This is a genomic window from Methylobacterium sp. V23, assembly GCF_002917135.1.
In the GTDB taxonomy this organism is placed as follows: Bacteria; Pseudomonadota; Alphaproteobacteria; order Rhizobiales; family Beijerinckiaceae; genus Methylobacterium.
In genome coordinates this window covers 91,190-112,720 of the sequence record NZ_PDHT01000019.1, presented here as the reverse complement: position 1 = coordinate 112,720, position 21,531 = coordinate 91,190, and the positions used below count along the sequence as shown (strand labels likewise).

The 21,531-nt window shown below is 64.4% G+C and carries 22 protein-coding genes and 2 pseudogenes; 10 read left to right on the top strand and 14 right to left on the bottom strand.

Annotated features, from left to right (window positions below):
* Nucleotides 1–253, top strand: a pseudogene (locus tag CRT23_RS27855) (hypothetical protein); the annotation flags it as partial.
* Nucleotides 254–315: 62 nt separating this feature from the next.
* Nucleotides 316–909: pseudogene (locus CRT23_RS29765) on the top strand (MucR family transcriptional regulator).
* A gap of 23 nt (nt 910–932) precedes the next feature.
* On the opposite strand, the gene CRT23_RS18170 reads toward CRT23_RS29765, so the two are convergent.
* Entirely contained in the window at nt 933–1,610 is a 678-nt protein-coding gene (locus tag CRT23_RS18170) for a dienelactone hydrolase family protein (RefSeq protein ID WP_103710817.1), read from the bottom strand.
* A gap of 650 nt (nt 1,611–2,260) precedes the next feature.
* Between CRT23_RS18170 and CRT23_RS18165 the strand changes: the two genes are divergently transcribed.
* Together CRT23_RS18165 and CRT23_RS18160 are read left to right on the top strand one after the other, a co-directional pair.
* Entirely contained in the window at nt 2,261–2,710 is a 450-nt protein-coding gene (locus tag CRT23_RS18165; protein ID WP_103710815.1) for a response regulator, read from the top strand.
* Complete coding sequence (locus CRT23_RS18160; RefSeq protein ID WP_103710813.1) at nt 2,691–4,115, top strand: PAS domain-containing protein; 1,425 nt, start codon at nt 2,691–2,693, stop codon at nt 4,113–4,115. The genes CRT23_RS18165 and CRT23_RS18160 overlap by 20 nt, the downstream gene beginning before the upstream one ends.
* 217 nt (nt 4,116–4,332) lie before the next feature.
* Here the strand turns inward: CRT23_RS18160 and CRT23_RS18155 are convergent, their stop codons facing one another.
* Nucleotides 4,333–6,288, bottom strand: a complete 1,956-nt coding sequence (locus CRT23_RS18155) for an AI-2E family transporter (RefSeq protein ID WP_103710812.1) — start codon at nt 6,286–6,288, stop codon at nt 4,333–4,335.
* 298 nt (nt 6,289–6,586) lie between these two features.
* On the opposite strand from CRT23_RS18155, the gene CRT23_RS18150 reads away from it, so the two are divergent.
* Nucleotides 6,587–7,030 (top strand): hypothetical protein, encoded by a 444-nt coding sequence (locus CRT23_RS18150; RefSeq protein ID WP_103710810.1) that lies wholly within the window; start codon nt 6,587–6,589, stop codon nt 7,028–7,030.
* A gap of 549 nt (nt 7,031–7,579) precedes the next feature.
* Entirely contained in the window at nt 7,580–7,837 is a 258-nt protein-coding gene (locus CRT23_RS18145) for a hypothetical protein (RefSeq protein ID WP_103710808.1), read from the top strand.
* Nucleotides 7,838–7,968: 131 nt separating this feature from the next.
* Here the strand turns inward: CRT23_RS18145 and CRT23_RS18140 are convergent, their stop codons facing one another.
* From CRT23_RS18140 to CRT23_RS18120, 5 genes are all read right to left on the bottom strand, one after another.
* Complete coding sequence (locus tag CRT23_RS18140) at nt 7,969–9,360, bottom strand: TAXI family TRAP transporter solute-binding subunit (protein ID WP_103710806.1); 1,392 nt, start codon at nt 9,358–9,360, stop codon at nt 7,969–7,971.
* A 125-nt stretch (nt 9,361–9,485) separates the two neighbouring features.
* Nucleotides 9,486–9,926 (bottom strand): hypothetical protein, encoded by a 441-nt coding sequence (locus CRT23_RS18135; protein WP_103710804.1) that lies wholly within the window; start codon nt 9,924–9,926, stop codon nt 9,486–9,488.
* Nucleotides 9,927–9,933: 7 nt separating this feature from the next.
* Nucleotides 9,934–10,299: a glycosyl hydrolase gene (locus tag CRT23_RS18130; RefSeq protein ID WP_103710802.1), complete on the bottom strand. Its 366-nt coding sequence runs from the start codon at nt 10,297–10,299 to the stop codon at nt 9,934–9,936.
* 76 nt (nt 10,300–10,375) lie between these two features.
* Nucleotides 10,376–10,837: a hypothetical protein gene (locus tag CRT23_RS18125; RefSeq protein ID WP_103710800.1), complete on the bottom strand. Its 462-nt coding sequence runs from the start codon at nt 10,835–10,837 to the stop codon at nt 10,376–10,378.
* A 273-nt stretch (nt 10,838–11,110) separates the two neighbouring features.
* Nucleotides 11,111–11,314, bottom strand: coding sequence for a CsbD family protein (locus tag CRT23_RS18120; protein ID WP_103710798.1), 204 nt, complete (start codon nt 11,312–11,314; stop codon nt 11,111–11,113).
* A 154-nt stretch (nt 11,315–11,468) separates the two neighbouring features.
* Between CRT23_RS18120 and CRT23_RS18115 the strand changes: the two genes are divergently transcribed.
* Nucleotides 11,469–11,870, top strand: coding sequence for a PRC-barrel domain-containing protein (locus tag CRT23_RS18115; protein WP_103710796.1), 402 nt, complete (start codon nt 11,469–11,471; stop codon nt 11,868–11,870).
* A 35-nt stretch (nt 11,871–11,905) separates the two neighbouring features.
* Here CRT23_RS18115 and CRT23_RS29760 read toward each other — a convergent pair whose 3' ends face one another.
* Nucleotides 11,906–12,043, bottom strand: coding sequence for a hypothetical protein (locus CRT23_RS29760; protein WP_348628871.1), 138 nt, complete (start codon nt 12,041–12,043; stop codon nt 11,906–11,908).
* Between the two features lie 369 nt (nt 12,044–12,412).
* Between CRT23_RS29760 and CRT23_RS18105 the strand changes: the two genes are divergently transcribed.
* The 3 genes from CRT23_RS18105 (at nt 12,413) to CRT23_RS18095 (ending at nt 13,721) form a co-directional block, all read left to right on the top strand.
* A complete protein-coding gene (locus CRT23_RS18105; protein WP_103710792.1) occupies nt 12,413–12,859 on the top strand; it encodes a hypothetical protein in 447 nt (148 codons plus the stop codon).
* A gap of 164 nt (nt 12,860–13,023) precedes the next feature.
* Entirely contained in the window at nt 13,024–13,269 is a 246-nt protein-coding gene (locus CRT23_RS18100) for a hypothetical protein (protein ID WP_103710790.1), read from the top strand.
* Between the two features lie 35 nt (nt 13,270–13,304).
* Nucleotides 13,305–13,721 carry a DUF1236 domain-containing protein gene (locus CRT23_RS18095; protein ID WP_103710788.1) on the top strand — a complete coding sequence of 139 codons (417 nt, stop codon included), beginning with the start codon at nt 13,305–13,307 and terminating at the stop codon, nt 13,719–13,721.
* 722 nt (nt 13,722–14,443) lie between these two features.
* On the opposite strand, the gene CRT23_RS18090 is transcribed toward CRT23_RS18095, so the two are convergent.
* From CRT23_RS18090 to CRT23_RS18065, 6 genes are all read right to left on the bottom strand, one after another.
* Nucleotides 14,444–15,328 carry a 2-hydroxy-3-oxopropionate reductase gene (locus tag CRT23_RS18090; RefSeq protein WP_103710786.1) on the bottom strand — a complete coding sequence of 295 codons (885 nt, stop codon included), beginning with the start codon at nt 15,326–15,328 and terminating at the stop codon, nt 14,444–14,446.
* Between the two features lie 23 nt (nt 15,329–15,351).
* The gene (locus CRT23_RS18085) at nt 15,352–16,116 is read right to left on the bottom strand and encodes an HpcH/HpaI aldolase/citrate lyase family protein (RefSeq protein ID WP_103710784.1); all 765 of its coding nucleotides are present in this window, start codon (nt 16,114–16,116) and stop codon (nt 15,352–15,354) included.
* Nucleotides 16,117–16,140: 24 nt separating this feature from the next.
* Nucleotides 16,141–17,502: a glucarate dehydratase gene (gene gudD / locus CRT23_RS18080; protein WP_103710782.1), complete on the bottom strand. Its 1,362-nt coding sequence runs from the start codon at nt 17,500–17,502 to the stop codon at nt 16,141–16,143.
* A gap of 134 nt (nt 17,503–17,636) precedes the next feature.
* On the bottom strand, nt 17,637–18,521 hold the full coding sequence (locus CRT23_RS18075; protein ID WP_103710781.1) for a LysR family transcriptional regulator: 885 nt from the start codon (nt 18,519–18,521) through the stop codon (nt 17,637–17,639).
* A 77-nt stretch (nt 18,522–18,598) separates the two neighbouring features.
* On the bottom strand, nt 18,599–19,921 hold the full coding sequence (locus tag CRT23_RS18070) for an MFS transporter (protein WP_103710779.1): 1,323 nt from the start codon (nt 19,919–19,921) through the stop codon (nt 18,599–18,601).
* A gap of 539 nt (nt 19,922–20,460) precedes the next feature.
* Complete coding sequence (locus tag CRT23_RS18065; RefSeq protein WP_103710778.1) at nt 20,461–21,441, bottom strand: GlxA family transcriptional regulator; 981 nt, start codon at nt 21,439–21,441, stop codon at nt 20,461–20,463.
* Between the last annotated feature and the right edge of the window lie 90 nt (nt 21,442–21,531).

Here is a 21,531-nt window from a genome sequence, read left to right as displayed (position 1 = left end):
GCGTCGGGTGAAGGTGCCTGCCAAGCGTACGAAGATCTCGGCAATGGCTGATGAACCTATGCTGGTCGCAGACAAAGCACAGGCGCAACAGCAAGTCGCCCCTTCGGCTATTGACGCTATCGTTGAAGCTGATGCCACCGCAGTCGCTCTTTCTTTCGCGCCGCAGGTACGTTCCGCGCGGCGGACGCAGCAGGTCACCACCTTGAAGCCGGGCGAGCGCTGGAAGCGTCGTCTTCCTCGGGCGCTCTGGTGACTTGATAGCCCTGGTTTCCGTGAGACCTGACCCTCGTGAGGTTCAGGTCTCAAGGAGCACGGATGGCCATCGAAGCTGGAGAACACGACGATCTGGTAGAGCTCACGACGCAGATCGTCACGGCCTTTGCCGTAGGCAATCATCTCCCTGTCACTGAGCTGCCTGGGTTGATCAGAGGCGTTCATGCGAGCCTTCAGGGGCTCACATCCAAGAATGCCCAACCCGCTGAGGATCAGCGCGTGCTGACGTCGGCTGAGATCTGGCGCTCAATCCAGCCTAACGGTTTGATCAGCTTCGAGAACGGCAAAGAGTACAAGACGCTGCGCTGGCACCTCGCCCGGCTTGGCCTCACACCAGAGGCCTACCGGGCCAAATAGGGCCTTCCTGTCGACTATCCGATGACCGCCTCGGACTACTCAGCCCAGCGCTCGCAGCTCGCACGCGATCTCGGCTTGGGCAAGTCGCGGCGCGCGACGTCCGAGGCACCCTCCCCTCCGGTGGATGAGGCGTCGATGGATAGAGACGAGCGTTCCGCCGACGCAGGGCAAGCAGCGACGCAGGAGCCAATCCCAGAGCCCGATCGGGGGGATTTGGATGACACCTTCGAGGAAGAGATCACCCGTGAGCCGTTCGACGACGATGGCGTAGAACCCTAAGGCTGCCCTGAGAGGTCGCGACTTCAGGAGGACGCCTGCTGAAGGTGCTGTCCAAGGAAGCGTGCGACCCGGGCCGCGGCATCGAATTGCGCGGCACCCGTGAGGCCGTGGCCCTGCCCCTCGTAGATCTTGATCTCATACGGGGTGCTCTGCTCCCGCAGAAGACGCTCTATCGCGTGAGCATGGGAGACGGGGACGATGCGGTCCGAAGCACCGTGCAGGATCAGAGTGGGTGGTAGCCGTAGACGCTGACCAGCGAGCTCATCCGGCAGCGGGCCCGAGTAGTCAACGATCGCTCGCACACGCGGCTCCTCCGCCGCTGTCGCGAACGCCAGCGCCGCTCCGAGCGATAGGCCCACGATGCCAAGCCTTCTCACATCGACGCCTTGCTGATCAGCCAGCCAGCTCACCGCATCGCGAATGGTCTCTCTCCAATGTGGGAAGTCCTGCCGCAGCCGGGCATAAGCCACGCGCTGGTCACCCGTTCGGTCAAGGTAGTGCACGAAGGCAACGTGGTAGCCTGACGAGGCGATGGTTCGTGCGGCGAGACGGTAGCCGTCAGCGTAAGTCAGACCGTCCGCACCATGCAGGAGCAGCACTGCCGGTCTTGCTGATGATGACCCTTGCCCAACTGTGAGGCTGCCGGAAGCCGCAAACCATTCCACTGCAATCTGCTGCCCACCGCTCGTAAAGCTCTGCATGCCTGGATCTTCGTTTCCGCGCCTTGCTGGACGGCGATCCTTGCCACTGGCACGCCCATTCTGGCTCTCACGCCCGCTCTACGAAGGTGGGAAGCAGGTTTGCGCGAAGGAATGCGGCACTTCGTGCGCATGCCAAGTTCACGGCTTGTCTCCAGGGCACGCCCGCACTGGCGATCGACTTTTGCCGGCAGCTGCTTTGCGCCAAAAGCGGAAGTTAGCCGCCTGCCCGGAAGCAGACGTTCCGCATCCGACCCAACACGGTCGTTGAGATGGACATTGGTAATTCCGGAAAGCGGTCATTCATCGGCTGTGCAGCAACTTCGGCTGGGGTGGAAAGCGGAACCAGGGGTAGCGCCCAGAAGCGGACGCTCCGACTGCGATCTATGCTTGCCGCAGAAAATTGTCTGCAAAATTCTCAATAGTAGTTGTTATCGGCTTGAGCATTACGGCACCAGCGGGCCTTTTATAGCTTATCATTTACTTAAGTACCGTCTTCACCCTGCACCCAAACCGCGCCGCTTACTATCGGTACAACTGTCTTCCGGGTACCGCTCTTATCAGCCGCCGGACGTAGTTAACCACCGATTGACACCGCGTCGCTTGTTGCAGACCGTGCCCTATCTATGGGGTAGCGGCTCGCGTTGGACCGCATGCTGACGGGGGCCAACACAGCATTGACTTCACTGTCGGTCTTGATCGTTGAGGATGAGGCACTGATCGCTCTCAACCTCATCACACTTCTCGAAGACCTTGGGCATCACGTTCACGGACCCGCAGCCACATCCGCACAAGCCCTGGCGCTCGCAGCCGCGTCACGACCCGATCTCGCCTTCATCGACATGAACCTGCTCGACGGCGCGACCGGGGCCGACCTCGCTCATCAACTCGCTCGGAACCCGCTAACCACAGTCGTGGTGCTCTCCGCAACGCCTGATGGCGTCCAAGAAGGAACGGACGGAATCTTCCGGGTCATTCGGAAGCCCTATCGCGATCAGGCCATCTTGGAGGTCGTCTTTCGCGCTCTAGCCCATCGCGATGTAGCGATGGCAGAGAACCGGGACGACGATCATCAAGAGGCCCATGCCAGCACCCAACGCTGAGAGCCGCCAGGACTTCTTCGTCGGTCTGATCAAGCGGCTGCGTCCGGTCCGCGGTCTGCCGACCTGGGCACGCTACCTCATGACGGCGGGCATGGTCCTGCTCTGCTTCTGTGCGCGTTACTTCCTCACCGAGGTGCAGGGCTCACCCTTCCTCCTTTTCCTGCCTTCCATCGTGTTGTCCTCGTTCCTGTTCGACCGAGGATCGGGCTTCTTCGCGACCCTGTTCAGCACGGCGCTGGCCATCTACTTCTTCATCGAGCCACGCAGCAGCTTCACCCTTCAGGATGTCGGCTCGGTCCTCTCCGTTGCGGTGTTCTTGGGGGTCGGTCTGTTCACGGCTGCCATCATTGAAGCGCTACGCAACACCGTCGATGCCCTGGTCACTAGCGAGGAAAGCCTCGCTAGCAACCTCAACCTGCTGGAGGGCGTCATCGAGGGCACGCCCGACCCGATCTTTGTCAAGGACAAGGAGGGTCGCTACGTCCAGGCCAACGCGGTCACGGCTCGTATCCTCGGACTGCCCAAGGACCTACTCATCGGCAAGCGCGACCGTGACCTGATGCCGAAGGAGCTTGCCAAGGCGATTGAGGCGGCAGACCAGACTGTCATGCAGTCCCAGGTGCCCTCCGTAGTCGAGGAACTCGTGAATGTCGCAGGTCAGGGGCAACGCTGCTTCCTCTCAACGAAAGCGCCTTGGTACGATGCTAACGGCCACGTTGCTGGTCTGATCGGAATCGCGCGTGACATACACGAGCGTAAGCAGTCCGAGACCGCAGTTCGCTCTGCGAACGCGCAGAAGGAGGTGCTTCTCTACGACATCAACCATCGCGTGAAGAACCATCTCCAGTCCGTGATCTCCTTGCTCGCGATGAGTAAGCGGCGAGTGGAAGACCCTGTCGCAGAAGCGGAGATCGACAATGCAGTAAGCCGGTTGAGCGTGCTGGCTAGGGTCTACGACCGGCTGCACGTCAAGGACGAGGACGGTACGGCAGTCGTGAACGTCCGTGAGTTCCTTCAAGGCTTATGCGATGAAGTTGGGCCTGCACTCATCGGCCTCAGACCTATCGCATTGCGGACAGCTTTCGATGAGGTTGAGCTTGATGCAGGACGTGCGGTCTCGCTGGGGCTCGCGGTAAACGAACTCCTGCAAAACAGCCTTAAGTACGCCTTCCCTGATGACACGCCCGGTGTCGTGACGGTGCGGCTTAGCCATCATGGAAGCGATGGTGAGTACGCTCTTGAGGTCGCTGATGATGGCATTGGGCTGCCCGAGACAGCGTGGCGTACCGGCACGGGGACACGGCTCGTGCGGGCACTTGCTCAGCAACTTGGTGGCAGCGTGACATGGCATGAGCCGCCAGGAACGCGAGTTGAACTCGTCATCCCGAAGTTGGGTCTAACTTAGATGCACCCTTGTCGAACCGATCCTCTGCTTCGACTACGCAAATCTAAACCGGTACTCCATCGGAACGCGTGGAAGCGGCCCCTCGGAAGGACCGAGATGGGTGGGGAGCGGAAATCAGCGTCGTGCCCAGAGGCGGATATCTCGCCTCCAACTCGACGGATTTGTACAGGCTACTGCGAGCACCTCTCGTAAGCGGACATGGGCTTGGGGTCCAAGATCAGGCCGCCAACTCACTGCCCCTCGCACCTTGCGTCGCCTTCAGGCAAGCCTCGACCGCGTCCCGCAGCGAGGACACGTAGACGTCTGCCCCGACCTGCCGGCCGATGGCAGCATCGGTGAGGACCTTCTCGCCAACGGGCCAAAGACCCACTAGCACCGGCATGTCCGGCGCCCGCTGCTTCAAACGCTCCAGCAGGTAGCGCAGGTGCGCAGGATTGCCGGAGATATCGAGGTAGGAGATGCACACCATCGCCACACCGCTCAGGTCGAGCTCACGGATGCGGTCGCGCGAAACCGCCTCGTGGCTCACAATTCGGGCGCCGAGCCCATGCTTGCGTAGCAATTGTGCCAGCATCGCCGAGGAAGCCTCGTCGAGAGGCCCGCGCCCCGTGATGCAGAGGACTGGTGCCTCACCGCGCCAAGCCTCGGGCAGCGCCTCACGAGGCGGCGCCTGACCGGGCACCGCCTCGTTCTTCGGGTGGTCCCGCTCGGCCAGCGTCGGCGTCTCGTTTGGATTGACCGCCTTCTTCTCTCCCGTGGGCTCGACGTCGGGATGGTCCTCGAAGTCCTCTACGAGGGAGCGAGAGGACGCCCGGATGTTCTCGAGCTGCGAGGGTGTGACGACCCCGCGCCTGAAATCGTTGGCCGCGAGCTGCAAGCCCTTCAGCGCGACCTCGTCGTAGTACGAGGAGAGTGAACGCTCCTTCAGCATGGCCTCGGCAAGGTCGCGCACCTCATCCGGGTCGCCGGCTAGCATGCGCTGGTAGAAGTTCTCGACAGGCGTCAACGGCGGCCTGTCGCCAAGCAGGATGTCGAAGAACTCCAGGCTTTCGACGTGGCGCCCAAGGACAACCAGGCACACGGTGAAGGGGGTCGCCAGGATCAGGCCGATGGGTCCCCAAAGGAAGCCCCAGAACAGGGTGGAAACGATGACGGCAAAGGGCGAGAGCCCGGTCGAGTGGCCGTACAGCAGCGGCTCGATGACTTGTCCGAACACCGGCTCGGCCACAAGGAACAGGGCGGCGGTGGCGATGACCATGGACCAACCTGGGTCGACGGCCGCAGCCAGGGCGAGTGGAAGGATGCCGGAGATGAAGGCGCCGATGTAGGGGACGAAGCGCATCAGTGCAGAGAACACGCCCCACAGCAGCGGGTTAGGCACGCCGATGATCCAAAGGCCGACGCCAATGATGACACCGAAGGCGGCGTTCATGCCGAGCTGCGCCAGAAAGTAGGTGCCGAGCCGGCCCGCTGCGTCGTCCATCGCCACGGTGGTCCGGTGCAGGTCGCTCGATCCGAACAAACGAATCATGCGGTTGCGCAGGTCCTCTCGCTGCAGGAGGAGGAACACGACGACCACTAAGACGATGCCAACGGTGGTGAGCGGCTCGAAGATCGGGCCAAGCACCTTCTCAACCAGAGCGAGCGGCGAGATCTCGGGCTCCTGAACCCGGACGAGCTGAGCCTTGGGCGTGTCGCCGGTCGGTCCGGTTGCGGCAGTGGTGCCGGCGGCGTCTGCCTTCTGGGTGGCGTCGTGGACCTGGTGACTGAACTTCGCGATGACCCGGTTGGCTTGGCCGAGCCACCCTTCCTGCAGCCCGGAGAACTTCTTCTGCACGGTGGATTGGTACTGCGGCAGGTTGCCTGCAAGACCCGCGACCTGCGTGCCAATAAGAGCGCCGATGCCGCCGATGACCGCAAGGGCGATCAGTACGGCGACGATCACCGAGGGTACGCGCCCCAGCTTGATCCGGCGCAGCAGATTGACCACGGGCGCCAGGACGAAGCTGAGGAGCACCGCGAGCACGAGGGGGATGAAGACCTCCTTCCCGAAGTACAAAGCAGCGATGAGTACGACGCCGACGGCAAGTGTCAGCAGCCCGCGGAGACCAGGTACGAGCGGTGGGGGCACCTGCGCGGGTGGTCGAACGGCAACGGCATCGTCACTGGGCATGCAGTGGGTTCCCGGATCTTAGCGCATGGCTTTATGGCGCATACCTTCAACGCAGTTGGATGGCTTTCAGCCCCCCGGACGCAAAGCAAAGGCTAAGGGTAGGTCGTGAACAGCTCTCCGCATCAGCAAGCCCTGCCGCCCTACAGGAGGCTGGGCTTGCCAGAATGAGTGTGAACAGGATGAAAGAATCCATGGTCTCAGTCTTAAGGGTTTCCAGCTCGGCCAGATGGAACTCAAAGGCTGAGCTTTTCATTTCTGGTTCGATTACGGATAACGCTGCCAAGCGGAGCACAGTAAGATGCGCGAGCACGCTCAGGACCTTCCGCCGGGTTCGGCCGAAACGGCGTCCGAGAGCCCTGGTCGGTTCGCTGAAGAGATTCGGATGCAGGCGCTTGGCTATGCCGAGAAGCGCAAGGCCGATCTGTCTCGGGTCGTCTCAGATGTCGGGGACGCAATCCGAGCGGGCGGTTCGGGCTTCTCTGACCAGCCCAACATCAAGGCTTTCTTCGATGCCGCGGCCGAGGGCGTTGAGGAATTCTCCGAGGGGATCGGCAGGCGCACGTTCAGCGAGATCTATGACGAGGTGGATGCCGTCGTACGCCGCCGTCCAGGTGTCACATTCGCAGCGGCCGCGCTCGCCGGCTTCGCTCTGTTTCGCTTCCTAAAGGCCTCAGAGATACGGCCGATCCCCCGCTCGCGCGCGGTCGTCCCGGCTGAAGTCCTTCCCACCTCGGACGTCTGAGACGGTCCCTGGACGAGCCTGTTCCTCCAACGGCGGCGGACCGAGCGCCGACACCGAGCCGTTCGCTCTGTTTCAAGGTCTGATCTCGGCGCGCACCGCTCGGGAGCTGCCCGACGAGGTGGTCACGTGACTGGGGGAAGTCCTATCCAATCCAGTCGTATGCCCCGTTCCGCTGAGCCGCCCGGAAGCTGACGTTTTAAGCTTCCGCTGTAGAACGCCTGAGGATGGATGGCCTGAGGGTCAGCGTCCGTGACGTCGAGACCGGCCAGGACGTCACGGACGAGGCCCTGGGTCGTCCGCGGCATTGAGGCGACGCAGACACAGGGTGCGACGGTCGATGCCCGACGAAATCGGCCGGACCCTGAGACCGCGTTGATCGTAGGCTTGCAGACGCTGGGATTGAGCTCCAAAAGTTGGATCGCCCCCATCAGGGCAGAGGGCGGATTACAGTTCTCCATTGTTCCGGTCGAAATATAGGCTCGGAACCGTTTTGGCGCCTGAGCCGTATCCATTCCACGACATACGAATAGATGGCATCGGAGAGACACCATGTTTCGTAAGACAGCACTTCTATTGTTCTCAGCCCTGACACTGTCCGGTGGCATCCTCGGCACCTCGACGGCCGCGATGGCCGATCCGCCCTGGGCTCGGGGCGGCCGCGGCTTCGAACGGGGTGGTCCCCCTGCCTGGGCGCCCGCCCACGGATACCGCCGGCATCGCGAATTCGGTGGCTACGAGCGCTCCTACCGTGGAACGCGCTACGACGAGGGGCGTCGTTACGGTGGATACCGCGACTACCGCTACTGAGCTTGCACTCGCCTAAAACGTTCCATGAAGCCTACCAGGAGGGACTCCTGGTAGGCTTTTCCGTACCTGCATCCCGGCCTTAGGGCATGGCATGGCGACCGGCTTCGGTCCGAACTCCGCCGGCGCGCAACTCACACAATAGGCGTTGCGACCGGCGCCTCGGCGTTTGCGATTTCTGTTGTTCGGTTTTGACGATCCATGGCGCGCCGAACCGTCGAGCGCGTGGCGTCGATGGCCACGTTGGCCGCCCCCAGCATCCGCAGTTCGGTCGGTCGATTGAGGGCCTGGCGCGCGATGCTGGCGGCCAGATCGTCCACCTCGACCGCCATCGCCTCCAGACGCTCGCGGTGAGTTTCCCGGGACACCGCCGCACGCAGTTCGAGAAGCCGGCTCGTCGCCACTTCGATCCGCTCACGGCGGATGCGGCCCAGCCGTTGGCGCAGCCAGGCGATGGTCGAACCGACGCCGCCAGCCAGGATGGCCACGAGATAGATCCAGCTTTCGTAGCGCTCGATGAAGGTCTCCTGCTCGCGCTCGTGGTAGTCGATGGCCCCGGGGTGGATCGGCAGGTGCGCGCTGGTTGCGTCGGCGGTATCCTCGTAGGCCGGATGCGTGATCGCGTCGGCCGCGGGCACCGTGTCGGAGAGGGCGCTGCGCATCTCGAACAAGTGCTGCGTCACCTCTGCGGCAAGGCTTCGCGACAGGTCGGCCCGGGCCATGAGCCGGTAGGACGAGCCGACAGTGGCGATGTCCTCGGCAGGCAGTCGGGGATTGCCGCCGAACAGGGCCGCCGGCAGCGTGACGGCCTGCAGGCGCGGCCAGCGCGCCAGCACGGCCGTGGAGTCCGGCACCCCGAATAGGACGATCTCGTCGTCCTCGCTCTCGTCCTTGACGAGGGAGACAAGCCGCTTGGCGAGGGGCGAGGTCGGCGTCGTGACCATCACCAACGCATCGATCCGATGCTCACGCATGGCGGGGCCGACATCGGCTTCCTCCAAGGGCACGAGCGCGACAGCCTTTTTCGGGATGGCCCCTATTTGCGGCTCCGTCAGGAGCTCCAGATCGTAGTGGGCCACGAGCGTACTGACGAGGGTGCGGTCTGCCGTCCGGCTCGCTAGCATGCCGAGGCGCTTGCCGGCCAAGTCCGAAAAGCCTTTGATGCCTGAATCGGAAGTCCCCACGACGAAGGCCGAGAGCTCGCGCAGGACGGCGAGCGTCAACGCGTTCCCGGGCAGCGCAACGTCGGGCCGAACCACGGCAAGGTCGGCCGAGCCAACCCTCAGGGCTTCTGCGCTCTCGCGAACGCCGTCGAAGGAGACGATCCTGAGCCGGACGCCGAGCTTTCTCCGGGCCAGCTCGTCCGCGTAGGCCTGGAGCAACGCAGGCTCGCTGCCGCCCTTCGGGGCCACGGCGATGGTCAAGGTGGTGGGCCGCGTCAGGTAGTAGGTCGCAAAGGCCACGAACACGAGCACGAGGGCGAGGCCCAGCAGGAGCCAGTCCTGCCGCCGACCAGGAAGCGTCATCCTAGCCAAATCGGCTCCCCATCGTCCCGTTCAGTTCCGGCAAAAGCCCACCCCACATTAAGGCGGGTCTCGCTAGGGTAACCCCGAAGGGCTTTCGGTTGCTGTAACGAACGGAACCCCAGGCCTTATTGTCCGACGGTCGAGCCGGTCGTTGTCATCGACTTCACCGGCTTCGAACCCGGCTCATGCGACATGGTCTTGGTGCGGGACTCGACGCTCTCGCCGTCGCGGACCTTGGTCTTCGTCTGCGATTTCGAAAAGGTCCCGCCATCATGGGACATGGCCTTGGCTTGTCCATTCAGCCCGCCGTTCCCGGTCGCGTTGACGTGGGAGCGGTCCATGGTCTTGCCGCCCGCCGCGCTTCCCCCGGTCGCGAGAGAGGAGCCGCTGGCGCCGTTTGCCCCCGTGGACGTGCCGCCGGTGCCAACGGTCGAGGCGGAGGTACCGCCGACCGCAGCCGAGCCAGCGCTTCCGCCCGTGGCGCTGCCTCGGGCCTGAGCCTGAGTAAGCGTGGGAGCGAGAAGCAGGCCAAGGGTCGCCAGGGCGGGAAGGATCTTCGTGGTCATCTGGGCCTCACTTCCTGTTCTTGGGAGCAGTGACGACGCAGTCGCCGTCACCCGTGGTGGTCATGGTAGTGCCATTGCCCGAGCTCGAAGCCGAACTGCTGCTCGATCCGTCGGCCGACCGGGTCGTCACCGAGCTTTCTCCCGTGGAGGAGCTATGTACGCCGTCAGGTCCGGCCGTGACCGAACTCGACACCGAGCCGTCGTGAGCACGGCCGTCTGAGTGGAAAACCTTGCAGGGCTTGCCGTTCGGCCCCGTCGTGCCGCCCGAGACGCCATTCGGCCCCGCTGTCACGGTGCTGGTCTGGGCTTGGCTCACGGAAGTTCCGGCAAGGATGAGGGCGCCGCCGAGAAGCGGCAGGATCAGGCGCGCCATGGTGCAACTCTCCTTGGAAAGAAGTCGGGGACGGCTCCGACGAGCCGCCCCCAATAAGTCCCAGGCTCAGCAAGCCTCAGCGCTTGTTGTGGCCGGGCGCGTTCTCCGAATTGCCCGGGCCGCTCTTGTCGTGGCCCGGGGCGCTGCCCGACTTGCCGGCGCCGTCGGACATACCAGAAGACGAGCCGCCGGTGCCCATCGAAGAGCCGCTGGTGCCCTTGCCGGCCGTCGAGCCACCGGTGCCCACGGTCGAGCCGGAGCCACTGCCCGTGCCAGCCGACGAACCGCCCGTGCCGACCGTCGAAGAGCTCTTGCCACCGCCTGCGGACGAGCCACCGGTGCCCACCGTCGAGGACGAGCCCGAGCCGCTCCCCGTGCCTGTCGACGAACCGCCCGTGCCGACCGTCGACGAACTGGTGCCGCCGCCGGCGGAGGAGCCACCCGTTCCGACGGTCGAGGAGGACTGCGCGAGGGCCATGGCCGCACCGCCGATTAAGAAGGTGGTGGTAAGGGCAGCGACGCGAATATGCTTCAACATGGTTTTCTCCGACTGCATCAAACTGTACGGAGCAACAAACGGAGATCCCGAAAATACCGTTCCCAATTTTTGCAAGTTTTCTAAGCAAATCGCCTAAATGAACGGCATGTTAACGATAGGACTCTGTGAGTAACGAAGAAAAACTAGCACAAGGCGCGCAGCTTCATCGCTGCGAGCCGCCGCTGTAGCTACGCCATAGCCAGTCGCCGAATCGTCCGACGCAGTTCGCCGACGGATGCTCACGGGAATGGGTCGTGGCTTCCCCCTAACGGATCAGTCCTTGCCGGTGACCTTGTCGGCGAGATGCTTGGCGCCGTCCTTCACGTCGCCGGCAGTTTTCTGAGCGTCACCCTTTAGCTCCTGAGCCTGGCCTTCCGCCTTCAGCTTTTCGTTATCGGTGACGTTTCCGATGCCCTGCTTGACGTTGCCGGCGGCCTCGTTGGCGAGACCCTTGATCTTGTCGCTGGTGCTGCTCATGGCGAGGTCCTTATGGCCGCGACCGGAGCGGTCCCGGGGCTCAGAAACGGCGTCCCGCCCGATATCGTTGCAGGGCCAAATCCCGCCCAGGACGTGGAACGGTTCGTAGATGCCAGCGATTTCTGGTCCCCGTTCCGGGACACAGGAGTTTCCCATGTGTCGCCTCGTCTTCGCCCTTGCCGCCGTTGCGGCGCTGACCGGCCCCGTCCTCGCCAAGGACGACGCGCCCATGCCGCCAGCCGCTGTGAAGTTCGCACCCGTCCCCCAGGATGCGGTGCTGAGCTACAACCTCATCGGACTGAATGTCGTCGACGGCACGAACAGCAATGTCGGCGAGATCAAGGACCTCGTCATCGAGAAGGGCAAGCTCACCGGCTACATCATGTCGGTGGGCGGCTTCCTCGGCATGGGTGAGCGCTACGTGGTGGTGGATCCGTCCTCGGTGGCGCTGACCTACGACACCGGCGCGAAGAAGTGGAAGGCCTCGGTGAATGCCAGCAAGGACGCTCTGAAGGCTGCCCCCGAGTTCAAGTACGACGGCAAGTTCAAGCGCTAAGCGCCCGGGGGGAGCGCCTCGCGCTCCCGCCTTTCTCAGGCGAGTTCGAGTTCGAGGGCGACGTCGGTGAGGTAGAAGGCGATGCGGCGGGTGCCGCCAGGGTTCGGACCCTCGACGCTGAAGCCGACCGTCATCGCCTTGCCCTCGTACCGACGCAGCACGGACTCTGCCATGAGCGCCACCTCGCGCTCCGTCGAAGTCCGCAAGACCTGCCGTCCGTGGCATGTTTCCAGCGTCACGCAAAAGCATCTGTCGTTCAGCATGGACCCGCCCCCGGGACAGTTCGGCCGAAGGCTGTCCGTATCGAGCAAGGCAACGCAACGACGATGCCGGCAAAACCGATCCCTTTCGATGCAGCATAGGTCCCGTGCGGTTTCGGGTGCCTTAGGATCGAGTTTACGCGATTCCGCATCCGCATTCCTGCCCCCTATCCGCTCTGACTGGCGGCGGAACGGTCCGAGCGTACCTGGCATTATCGATGCCCGTCCTGACCACACCGGGGCGTGTATCCCACGCCTCGCGGGATCGAACCGAGGTGACCCATGAGACTGTCTGGAGTGACCGCTGCGGCCCTGATCCTTGCGGCGCTCTCCGCGCCAGCGGCCCTGGCGGGAACGGCGCCGAAGGCCCTTCTCCACGGCAACTACTGCGGCCCGGGCAACAACGCACCGCTCGCCCCCATCGATGCTCTCGATGAGGCCTGCGCCCATCACGATGCATGCACGCCGGATGGCGGCCTGCCGTCGAAGGCGTGCAACCTGCGCCTCCAGTCGGAAGCCGAGGGCGTGGCCCAGGACCCCTCGCAGCCCGAAGACCTTAGGGCCATGGCCGGTATCGTCGCGTCGGGCGCGGCGATGATGCCGTCCCAGCCGGGACGACGCCCTCTGGCCCCGGCCAGCGTCTCCGGGCCCGGACAAGTCCCCGCCCTGTTCCCACCTGGGCCGGACGCGGATACCGGCGCCGAACTGGACGATGCGGATCCCGAGTAGGCGCCAAGCGACTTCTCAGCGGCAAGGGAAAGCAGTCTGGACGCTCGGGAAGGCGGTTGTCTGGCTGAACACCGGATTGAATGCGTGGCGCAACCGTTCTTCCGACGTCGTCGTTCCTGGGCCAGACACCGACGGGCAGCCCGTCGGCACATAAGGAGCACACCATGCGCAAGTCGCTTGCCCTCGGGTTCCTCGCCGCTTCCCTGGCCGGTTTCGCCGCCCCCGCATCCGCCGAGGACACCACCGTCATCCGCCGCGACAGCGCCCCGGGCGTATCCGTCGAGCGCCGCGAAGGCGTGGTCGAGCGCCGTGAGGTCACCACCGGCAGCGTCGATTGCGGCTCGAAGACCGTCCACAAGGAGGACGGCATGGGCAACTCGAAGACCGTCCATAAGGAAGGCTGCAACTGAGCCACCGGCCCGCTGACGCTTCAGGAGACTTCATCATGACCAATAAGCTTCTTTTCGCCCTCACGGCGGCTGGGATGCTCGCCCTTCCGATGGCGGCCCAGGCACAGGGCACGCTGCGCGGGGCTGCCGAGGGCGCCGAGCGCGGCGCTGATGCGGCCGGTCCCATAGGCGGCATCGTCGGCGGGGCTGTCGGTGCCGCCACCGGCACCGTCGGGGGCATCCTGGGTGTCGACGACCGCCCGCGCTTCCGCTCCTACGTCCGCGGGCGGGGCGTGCGCTCGTACAGCTGGGGCGGTCCGGTCCAGGTCGGCACCGTGCTGCCTGACGACGAGGTGACCTACTATGACGTGCCCGACGACTACCGGGCCCGTCCCGGCTACCGCTACACCGTGGTGAACGACCGCCCAGTGCTGGTGGACCGCAGCCGTCGCATCGTCGAGGTCATCGACTAAGACCTGCCTCAGTCGGTGACGTCACGAAGTCCGCCCGGCATGCGCCGCGGCGGACTTTTAGTTTTGCTTCGCGCGTGCCAACGGCGACGACTTCGGCGTGAACGGAGGTCTGCGCTACCGCTTCTGAACAGACAGCGCATGAATGAACGCTTCGCCTCCCTCGCCAACGTGGACAGGGGAGGCGAACATCACGAATCGACCGGCCATCCAACCTGCCTGGCTCTGGTCGCGTCGGGTTGCGGCGGTGGGTAAACGCGCAGGCGCTCGCACACCGAGCTCGGCTATGAGAGCTTCAGCTACCCGTACGATGACGTTCGGAACTCTAGCCATTCGCTCGAAATCGAACTGACCGAAAATCACTTGAGCCGGACGATCTCATCCTCCACCAAGCTTCAGCGAAGCGGACCTGCTGAGGGTCCTTGAAAGGTCGATAGCAACCTGAGCGATGTGCCGAGTACCAATCGATTTCTTCCTTTGAAAACTTGTGAGGTTAGCTATCGGGAGAAGGAAGTGCTTCCCGGACAAAGCCTTCGTTGCCGAGAGCGGCGCATCTCACCTAAGCCTACAGTCCAATCCAGTTCGCGTTAGGACGACCATAAAGGCAGTGAGCCATTGGCGAGGCGCATCACATGCGTCGTCAACGTGTTCGCTTTGCAATGGCCTATTATCCGTGCAGTTCCTTCGGCATGCGGACTCCATCGGGATCTTGGGTTGGTTTAACGCTAGGCTTTGGCCACCTCGTGGTTGCCCATGATTTCCAGGGCGCGCACCAGGGCGGAATGGTCCTTGTCGCCTGCGCCGTTGGCCGCGCAGACTGAGAAGAGCTGTTGCGCCAGCGCGGTCCCCGGCAGGGCAAGACCAAGGGATTTCGCGCCATCCAGCGCGATGTTTAGGTCTTTCTGGTGCAGGGCTATGCGGAAGCCCGGATCGAAGCTGCGCTTGATCATGCGCTCCCCGTGCAGTTCAAGGATGCGCGAGGTGGCGAGCCCCCCGGTGATGGCCTGACGGACCTTGGCCGGATCGGCGCCGGCTTTCGACGCGAAAAGCAGGCCCTCGGCCACCGCCTCGATGGTCAATGCCACGATGATCTGGTTAGCGACCTTGGCGACCTGACCAGCACCGGTCTCGCCCACATGGGTCACGGTCTTGCCCATCAGGTCGAGAAGCGGCTTTACACGGGCGAAGATCTCCTCCTTGCCGCCGACCATAATTGAGAGAGCCGCGTTCTTGGCACCGACCTCGCCGCCAGAGACCGGCGCGTCGAGATATTCGACACCGTGCTCGGCGAGGCGGGCCGCGAAGTCGCGGGTGGCAATGGGCGAGATCGAGCTCATGTCGACCACCACTGCGCCGCTCTTTGCGCCCTCGGCGACGCCGTCCGCGCCGAACAGCACGGTCTCGACGTCGGGGGTGTCCGGCAACATCAGGATGATGATGTCCGAGCGCTCGGCGACCTCGGCGGCGGTGGCGCAAGGCTTACCCTCGGCCGCGACGAGGTTCTCAGGCACCTGCCGGCGTGTCTTCAGGGCAAGGCTGTGGCCGCCTGCGATGAGGTGCCCGGCCATGGGCCCGCCCATGATGCCGAGGCCTATGAAACCAACGTTCATGTCTGTCTCCGAAATGTCAGGCATCAGCGGAAGCGCGCGGCGAGCGCTTCGGAGGTGCGGGCGAGGAGACCCATGTCGGAGCCGACCGCCGTGAAGCGGGTGCCAGCCTCGATGTAGCGGTGGGCGAGCTCCTCGTTGGCTGTCAGGATGCCGGCATGCTTGCCCGTGCCGCGGATGCGCGCGATCGTCTGCTCGATGACCTTCACTACGTCCGGATGGTTCTGCTGTCCGATGAAGCCGAGGCTGGTCGAGAGATCGCCGGGTCCGATGAAGACGCCGTCGACGCCCTCGACGCCCGCGATCTCCTCGAGGTTGTCGAGCGCCCGGCGCGACTCGATCTGCACCGCCACGAAGATCTCGGCCTCGCAGCGGGCGTGATAGTTCGGAATGCGTCCGAAGCGGGCGGCGCGTGGCGCCTGCGAGAAGCCGCGGACGCCGCGCGGCGCGTATCGGGTCGCGGCGACCGCCCGGTTGGCCTGATCGGCGTCGTCGATGTTGGGGATCATCAGCGACTGCACACCGGTGTCGAGGATGCGCTTGATGGTGATCGGCTCATCGCTCGGCACCCGCACCATGGCGTGAGCCGGGCTCTCCATCATCGACTGGACCTGGGCGTAAACGTCCCGCAGATCATTGGCGGAATGCTCCATGTCAAGGAGGAGCCAGTCGAAGCCGGAGCCCGCCACGACCTCTGTGGAGATCGGGCTGGCGAGGCTGCACCAGAGGCCGATCTGCTGCTGGCCGGCTTGGAGGGCCGCCTTGAAGCGGTTGGTGAGAATATCGGTCATCGTCGCGTCTCCGGGCGTTTGGGTTCAGCGCACGAGGCAGGGGCGCTTGTTGTCGAAGGTCCAGTTCGGGATCAGGAATTGCATGGCGGAAGCGTCGTCGCGAGCACCGAGGCCGTGGCTCTGGTAGAGCGCATGCGCCGCCTCGACCTCAGCCCAGTCGAGCTCGATGCCGAGGCCGGCACGCTCGGGCACCCGCACAAGGCCGCCCTTGATCTGCAGGGGCTCCTTCGTCAGGCGCTGCCCATCCTGCCAGATCCAGTGGGTATCGATGGCGGTGACGCGGCCCGGGGCCGCGGCGGCCACATGCGTGAACATCGCCAGCGACACGTCGAAATGGTTGTTCGAGTGCGAACCCCAGGTCAGGCCGTGGTCGCGGCAGAGTTGGGCCACCCGGACCGAGCCGGCCAAGGTCCAGAAGTGCGGATCGGCGAGGGGGATATCGACGGAGCCGAGCTGGATCGCATGGTTCATCTGGCGCCAGTCCGTGGCGATCATGTTGGTGGCGGTCGGCAGGCCGGTGGCGCGCCGGAACTCCGCCATGATCTCACGGCCGGAGAAGCCTTCCTCGGCCCCGCATGGATCCTCCGCATAGGCAAGGACGTCGCCCCGGCCCTTGCAAAGGGCGATCGCTTCCTTCAGTGACCAGGCGCCGTTGGGGTCGAGGGTGACGCGCGCCTTCGGGAAACGCTCGTGGATCGCCGTCACCGCTGCGATCTCGTCCTCGCCGGAAAGGACGCCGCCCTTCAGCTTGAAGTCGTTGAAGCCATAGGTCTCGTAGGCCGCCTCGGCGAGGCGCGCGATCGCGTCCGGAGTCAGAGCCTCCTCGTCCCGCAGGCGGAACCAGCCATCGCGGGCGTTGGGCGCGCGGTAGGGTAGATTGGTGCGGCAGCGGTCCCCAACATAGAAAAGGTAGCCGAGCATCTCGACGGCGTCGCGCTGCTGACCCTCGCCGAGGAGAGCCGCCACCGGCACGTCGAGGAATTGGCCGAGCAGATCGAGGAAGGCGGATTCGATTCCTGTGACCGCATGGATGGTGACTCGCAAATCGAAGGTTTGCAGGCCCCGGCCACCGGCGTCGCGGTCCGCGAAGCGGACCCGCATGGCGTTCAGTACCGCCTGCCAGTCGCCGATGGGGCGGCCGATGACGAGGTCGCCTGCATCCTCGAGCGTGGCGCGGATACGCTCGCCGCCGGGCACCTCGCCGAGGCCAGTGGCGCCGGAGGAATCCGTCAGGATGACGAGGTTGCGGGTAAAGAAGGGGCCATGGGCGCCGCTGAGGTTCAGCAGCATGCTGTCGCGCCCCGCCACCGGCACGACCTTGATTGCGGTCACGGTGGGCGTACGCGACGGACCGCGTCGCGAAGAGGCTGTGTAGTCAAAGGACATGAGCGTTCTCCCGAACCGAGTGCCGCCGCGTCTGCGCGCTGTCTGGCATCACTGTTCTAGAAAGCCCGCTGATGTCGGTCCAAGCCAAAGAGTAAATCAATCGATGCCTGTTTTGCATCGATCAGAGTCACGGCTCAGGGCATGTCCCGCAGCAATGTCCGGAGATGTGTCAGGAGCGGAACGTCACTGTCCCGACGCCAAGCCAAATGCAGTTCGGCTGGGCGCGGCTGCGCTAGATCCAGTGTCCGGAAGGCAACGCCCTCGAAGCGTAGTCGCTCAACCGCAGCCGGAACCAGGGCAATGCCGACGCCGGCGCGGACTAGGGCAAGGATCGAGTGGATCTGCGTCAGTTGCTGAACGATGCGGGGCTGCATGTTGGTGCCTGCGAAGAGACTGATTAGAAGATTGTGGAAGTAGCTCGCCTCGTGGGGGGCATATCCGATGAATGCGACGCCGCGCAGGTCACCGAGGCTCAGCGTGGCGCGCTCGACCAGGGCGTGATCGGCAGGGAGTGCAACCACGAGGGGCTCCGCGAGCGCACGCTCCACTTCGAGTTCCGGATAGTTCACCGGCGGACGGATCAGCCCTGCATCGATCTGGCCGGAGAGGATGGCCTCGACCTGATCCTTAGTGACCATCTCGCGCAAGGACAGCGTCACGTCCGGCATCGCGGAGCGGCAAGCGAGGAGGAGGCGGGGTAGGAAATCGTAAGCGGAGGCCGCTGTGAAGCCGAGCTTGAGCACCCCTGCTCGTCCGGCGGCGACCTCGCGGGTGACGTGGGCGGCGGTTTCCGCCAACCTCAGGATGCGCAAAGCCTCGGGGAGGAAGCTGCGCCCGGCCGCGGTAAGGCGGACGGAGCGGCTGGTCCGATCAAGGAGTTGTACGTCGAGGACTCGCTCCAGCACTTGGATTTGCCGCGAGAGCGGCGGCTGGGTCATGTTCAGCCGAGCAGCGGCGCGGCCGAAATGCAGTTCCTCCGCGACAGCGGCAAAGCAGCGGAGTTGACCGAAATCGAGCATCGCCTCTCCCAACGACAATGCGGCCGCTGGTTTCCCCACGGCCGCGGTTCCGCGCCGGTTCAGGCGAGACGCGCTGGTCAGCGCAGCTCCACCCGTTTGATCTCGCCGACGATGACGAGATAGCAGAACACTGCCACCAGCGCGTTCAGGCCGACGAAGACAAGGGCGCCGTTGAACGAGCCGGTCTGCTGGACGATGTAGCCGATGGCGATTGGCGTGGTGATGCCAGCGGTGTTGCCGAAGGTGTTGAAGAGCCCGCCGTTCAGGCCGCCGGTGGAGCGCGGCGAGGTGTCGGAGACCACCGCCCAGCCCAGCGCGCCGATGCCCTTGCCGAAGAAGGCTAGCGCCATCAGGCCAATAACCACGGCATCCGCCTGGACGTAGTTACAGCCGATAATGCTCATGGACAGCAGCATGCCACCCACGATGGGAATCTTCCGCGAGGCTGTAAGCGAGTAGCCGCGCTTTAACAGAAGGTCGGATATCCAGCCGCCCAGGATGCCGCCGATGAAGCCGCAGAGCGCCGGCAGCACGGCGGCAAAGCCCGCCTGCAGGATCGAGAGGCCGCGCTCCTTGACGAGGTAGACCGGAAACCAAGTCAGGAAGAAGTACGTCAGTGTGGTGATGCAGTACTGTCCGACATAGATCCCGAGCAGCATGCGATTGGAGAGGAGCTGACGGATCGTACGGCCCGCATTCACCGGGGCGGCGGCGCCACGCCCATCCATGTCGAGCAGGGCACCACCCTCCTCGATGTAGTCGCGCTCGGCCTTGTTGACCGCCGGGTGCTCCTTGGGGCTGTAAATCACCTGGGTCCAGACCAGCGCGAAGGCAATACCGAGGACCCCCATCAGGGTGAAGACGTGGTGCCAGCCGTAGTTGTGGACTACCCAGCCCATGAGGGGCGTGAACAGCACCGTGGCGAAGTACTGCGAGGAGTTGAAGAAGGCTGAGGCGGTGCCGCGCTCGGAGGTAGGAAACCACGCGGCCGTGATGCGGGCATTGGCGGGGAACACCGGCGCCTCGGCAAGGCCCACGAGCAGGCGGAGGCTGAACAGCACAGCCACCGCGGTAAAGCCGGTGAAGAAGCCGACGGCGCCCTGCATCAGCGTGAAGGCGGACCACAGGAAGATGGCACCGGCATAGACCCACTTCGCACCGTAGCGGTCGAGGAGCCAGCCGCCAGGCAACTGCGCCAGCACGTAGGACCAAGCGAAGGCGGAGAAGACGTAGCCCATGGAAACGGCGTCGAGACTGAGATCCTTGGCAAGCGATGGACCGGCGATCGAGAGCGTCGCGCGGTCGGCGTAATTGATGGTGGTGGCAAGGAACAGCATCGTGACGATGAGGAGCCGTACACGGCTCCGCTTCGCCGTGGTCATGACCAGACCGGCGCTCATAGCGTCTCTCCCTGAGAGCGGACCACCCGGCCTTCGCCTTGATGGACATCGGTCATTCTCGGGTAATCCTGTTCAGGACCTCGGCGACCGTTTGCGGGGAGAACCTAAGGTGCGCGTCAACCCTTCGTCCAACTCAAAGACTGAATGGATTGATGCAACTTTAGCATTGATCAATCAGACCATGCCAAATGCAAAGGTCTGGCGGGCTCCGTACGGCCATTCGAGTGGTTTCACCCGATGGTTCGCTGATGGAGCAAAGCTATTGGCTCCTTCGATCTGATTGTGCGTCCGCTCTGTGGTCTTCGCCACCCGAAACCAGAGCGGCGGGAAACCACCCCAAGCCGCCATTCGGCTACCGACCCAAGCCGGTCACACGGGGTGCTGCCCACACTATCCAAAAGCGGACATAAGCTTCCATGCTGCTGACGAACGGTCGTTGCTGGGAGCAGAATGGCTGCTTTCGGGCATGCGGCTGAAGAAAGCAGGCGTCCATTGCGAGGCATTAACCCTCACGTCGCGTCAGAGGCCGCAAGCTCTGGCTACATCCGCGTCTCCGTCGCCTGCCCGGCGTGGCGGCGCTGATACTCGGCGGGCGTGAGGCCGATGCGGCGCTGGAAGGCCCGCCGGAGCGTGTCGCTATCCTTGAACCCGCAGGCGCCCGCCACTTGCTTCGGCGCCGCCCGGCCATACTCGAGCAGGCGACGGGCCGCCTCGATCCGGACGTTTTCGACGTAGGCAGCCGGCGTCAGGCCGGTCTCGGCCCGGAAGAGACGCGCGAAGTTGCGCGGGCTCATGCCGGTGCGAGCGGCGAGCTTCGCAACGCCGTGATCCTCCGCCGGATGCGCCGCCACCCAGCGCTGTACCTCTTGGAGAGCAGAGCGGCTCGCCAGTGCCCCGACACCCCGCCGGCTGAACTGGAGCTGGCCGCCCCCACGCTTGAAGAACATCACCAGTTGCGCCGCGACCTTACGGGCAATTTCGGAGCCGAGATCCTCCTCGACCAAGGCAAGGGCTAGGTCGAGACCGGCGGTGACTCCGGCCGCAGTCCGGAGGGGACCGTCGAAGATGCAAATCGCATCGGCGTCGACTCGCGCGTCGGGATACCGTTCCGCGAGCGCGTCCGCCACCGCCCAGTGCGTCGCGACGCGTCGACCCTGGAGGAGGCCCGCCTGCCCGAGCAAGAACGCCCCGCTGCAGACCGAACCGTAGCGCCGGGAGCGGATCGCGGTCGTCGACAGCCAGCGGCACAGGGCCTCGTCCCGCGCCAGCCCGTGCATGTGGGGCGCGCCCGCAACCAGCAGGGTATCGAAGGCGACCGGATCGTCCGCCTCCACGACGAGGTCGGCGACGAGACGCCGACCCGACGATGTCTCGATCGGGCCCGGACCGAGGCCCACGATGGCGAGATCGTAGACCGCCGCACCGGCCTGGAGATTCGCCTCGGCGAAGACGTCGAGGGGACCGGCGACATCGAGGAGTTGCACCCCGGGCAGGGCAAGGACCGCCACGCGACGCACCATCACCGAACTCCCGTCTGTCCGTCCGCACCCGACAATTGGCAGAAATCGCCTGATCGCGACAATTGATGCCAGATCGCGGTGTTCGTACGC

Bases quoted from the DNA above. Each gene is read 5' to 3' on its own strand.
- CRT23_RS18170 (WP_103710817.1), bottom strand. From the start codon at position 1,610: ATGCAGAGCTTTACGAGCGGTGGGCAGCAGATTGCAGTGGAATGGTTT.
- CRT23_RS18120 (WP_103710798.1), bottom strand. From the start codon at position 11,314: ATGAGCAGCACCAGCGACAAGATCAAGGGTCTCGCCAACGAGGCCGCC.
- CRT23_RS18145 (WP_103710808.1), top strand. From the start codon at position 7,580: ATGTTTCGTAAGACAGCACTTCTATTGTTCTCAGCCCTGACACTGTCC.
- CRT23_RS18065 (WP_103710778.1), bottom strand. From the start codon at position 21,441: ATGGTGCGTCGCGTGGCGGTCCTTGCCCTGCCCGGGGTGCAACTCCTC.
- CRT23_RS18125 (WP_103710800.1), bottom strand. From the start codon at position 10,837: ATGTTGAAGCATATTCGCGTCGCTGCCCTTACCACCACCTTCTTAATC.
- CRT23_RS29760 (WP_348628871.1), bottom strand. From the start codon at position 12,043: ATGGCAGAGTCCGTGCTGCGTCGGTACGAGGGCAAGGCGATGACGGTC.
- CRT23_RS18150 (WP_103710810.1), top strand. From the start codon at position 6,587: ATGCGCGAGCACGCTCAGGACCTTCCGCCGGGTTCGGCCGAAACGGCG.
- CRT23_RS18090 (WP_103710786.1), bottom strand. From the start codon at position 15,328: ATGAACGTTGGTTTCATAGGCCTCGGCATCATGGGCGGGCCCATGGCC.
- CRT23_RS18160 (WP_103710813.1), top strand. From the start codon at position 2,691: ATGCCAGCACCCAACGCTGAGAGCCGCCAGGACTTCTTCGTCGGTCTG.
- CRT23_RS18140 (WP_103710806.1), bottom strand. From the start codon at position 9,360: ATGACGCTTCCTGGTCGGCGGCAGGACTGGCTCCTGCTGGGCCTCGCC.
- CRT23_RS18100 (WP_103710790.1), top strand. From the start codon at position 13,024: ATGCGCAAGTCGCTTGCCCTCGGGTTCCTCGCCGCTTCCCTGGCCGGT.
- CRT23_RS18115 (WP_103710796.1), top strand. From the start codon at position 11,469: ATGTGTCGCCTCGTCTTCGCCCTTGCCGCCGTTGCGGCGCTGACCGGC.
- CRT23_RS18075 (WP_103710781.1), bottom strand. From the start codon at position 18,521: ATGCTCGATTTCGGTCAACTCCGCTGCTTTGCCGCTGTCGCGGAGGAA.
- CRT23_RS18165 (WP_103710815.1), top strand. From the start codon at position 2,261: ATGCTGACGGGGGCCAACACAGCATTGACTTCACTGTCGGTCTTGATC.
- CRT23_RS18105 (WP_103710792.1), top strand. From the start codon at position 12,413: ATGAGACTGTCTGGAGTGACCGCTGCGGCCCTGATCCTTGCGGCGCTC.
- CRT23_RS18155 (WP_103710812.1), bottom strand. From the start codon at position 6,288: ATGCCCAGTGACGATGCCGTTGCCGTTCGACCACCCGCGCAGGTGCCC.
- CRT23_RS18135 (WP_103710804.1), bottom strand. From the start codon at position 9,926: ATGACCACGAAGATCCTTCCCGCCCTGGCGACCCTTGGCCTGCTTCTC.
- CRT23_RS18085 (WP_103710784.1), bottom strand. From the start codon at position 16,116: ATGACCGATATTCTCACCAACCGCTTCAAGGCGGCCCTCCAAGCCGGC.
- CRT23_RS18070 (WP_103710779.1), bottom strand. From the start codon at position 19,921: ATGAGCGCCGGTCTGGTCATGACCACGGCGAAGCGGAGCCGTGTACGG.
- CRT23_RS18130 (WP_103710802.1), bottom strand. From the start codon at position 10,299: ATGGCGCGCCTGATCCTGCCGCTTCTCGGCGGCGCCCTCATCCTTGCC.
- gudD (WP_103710782.1), bottom strand. From the start codon at position 17,502: ATGTCCTTTGACTACACAGCCTCTTCGCGACGCGGTCCGTCGCGTACG.
- CRT23_RS18095 (WP_103710788.1), top strand. From the start codon at position 13,305: ATGACCAATAAGCTTCTTTTCGCCCTCACGGCGGCTGGGATGCTCGCC.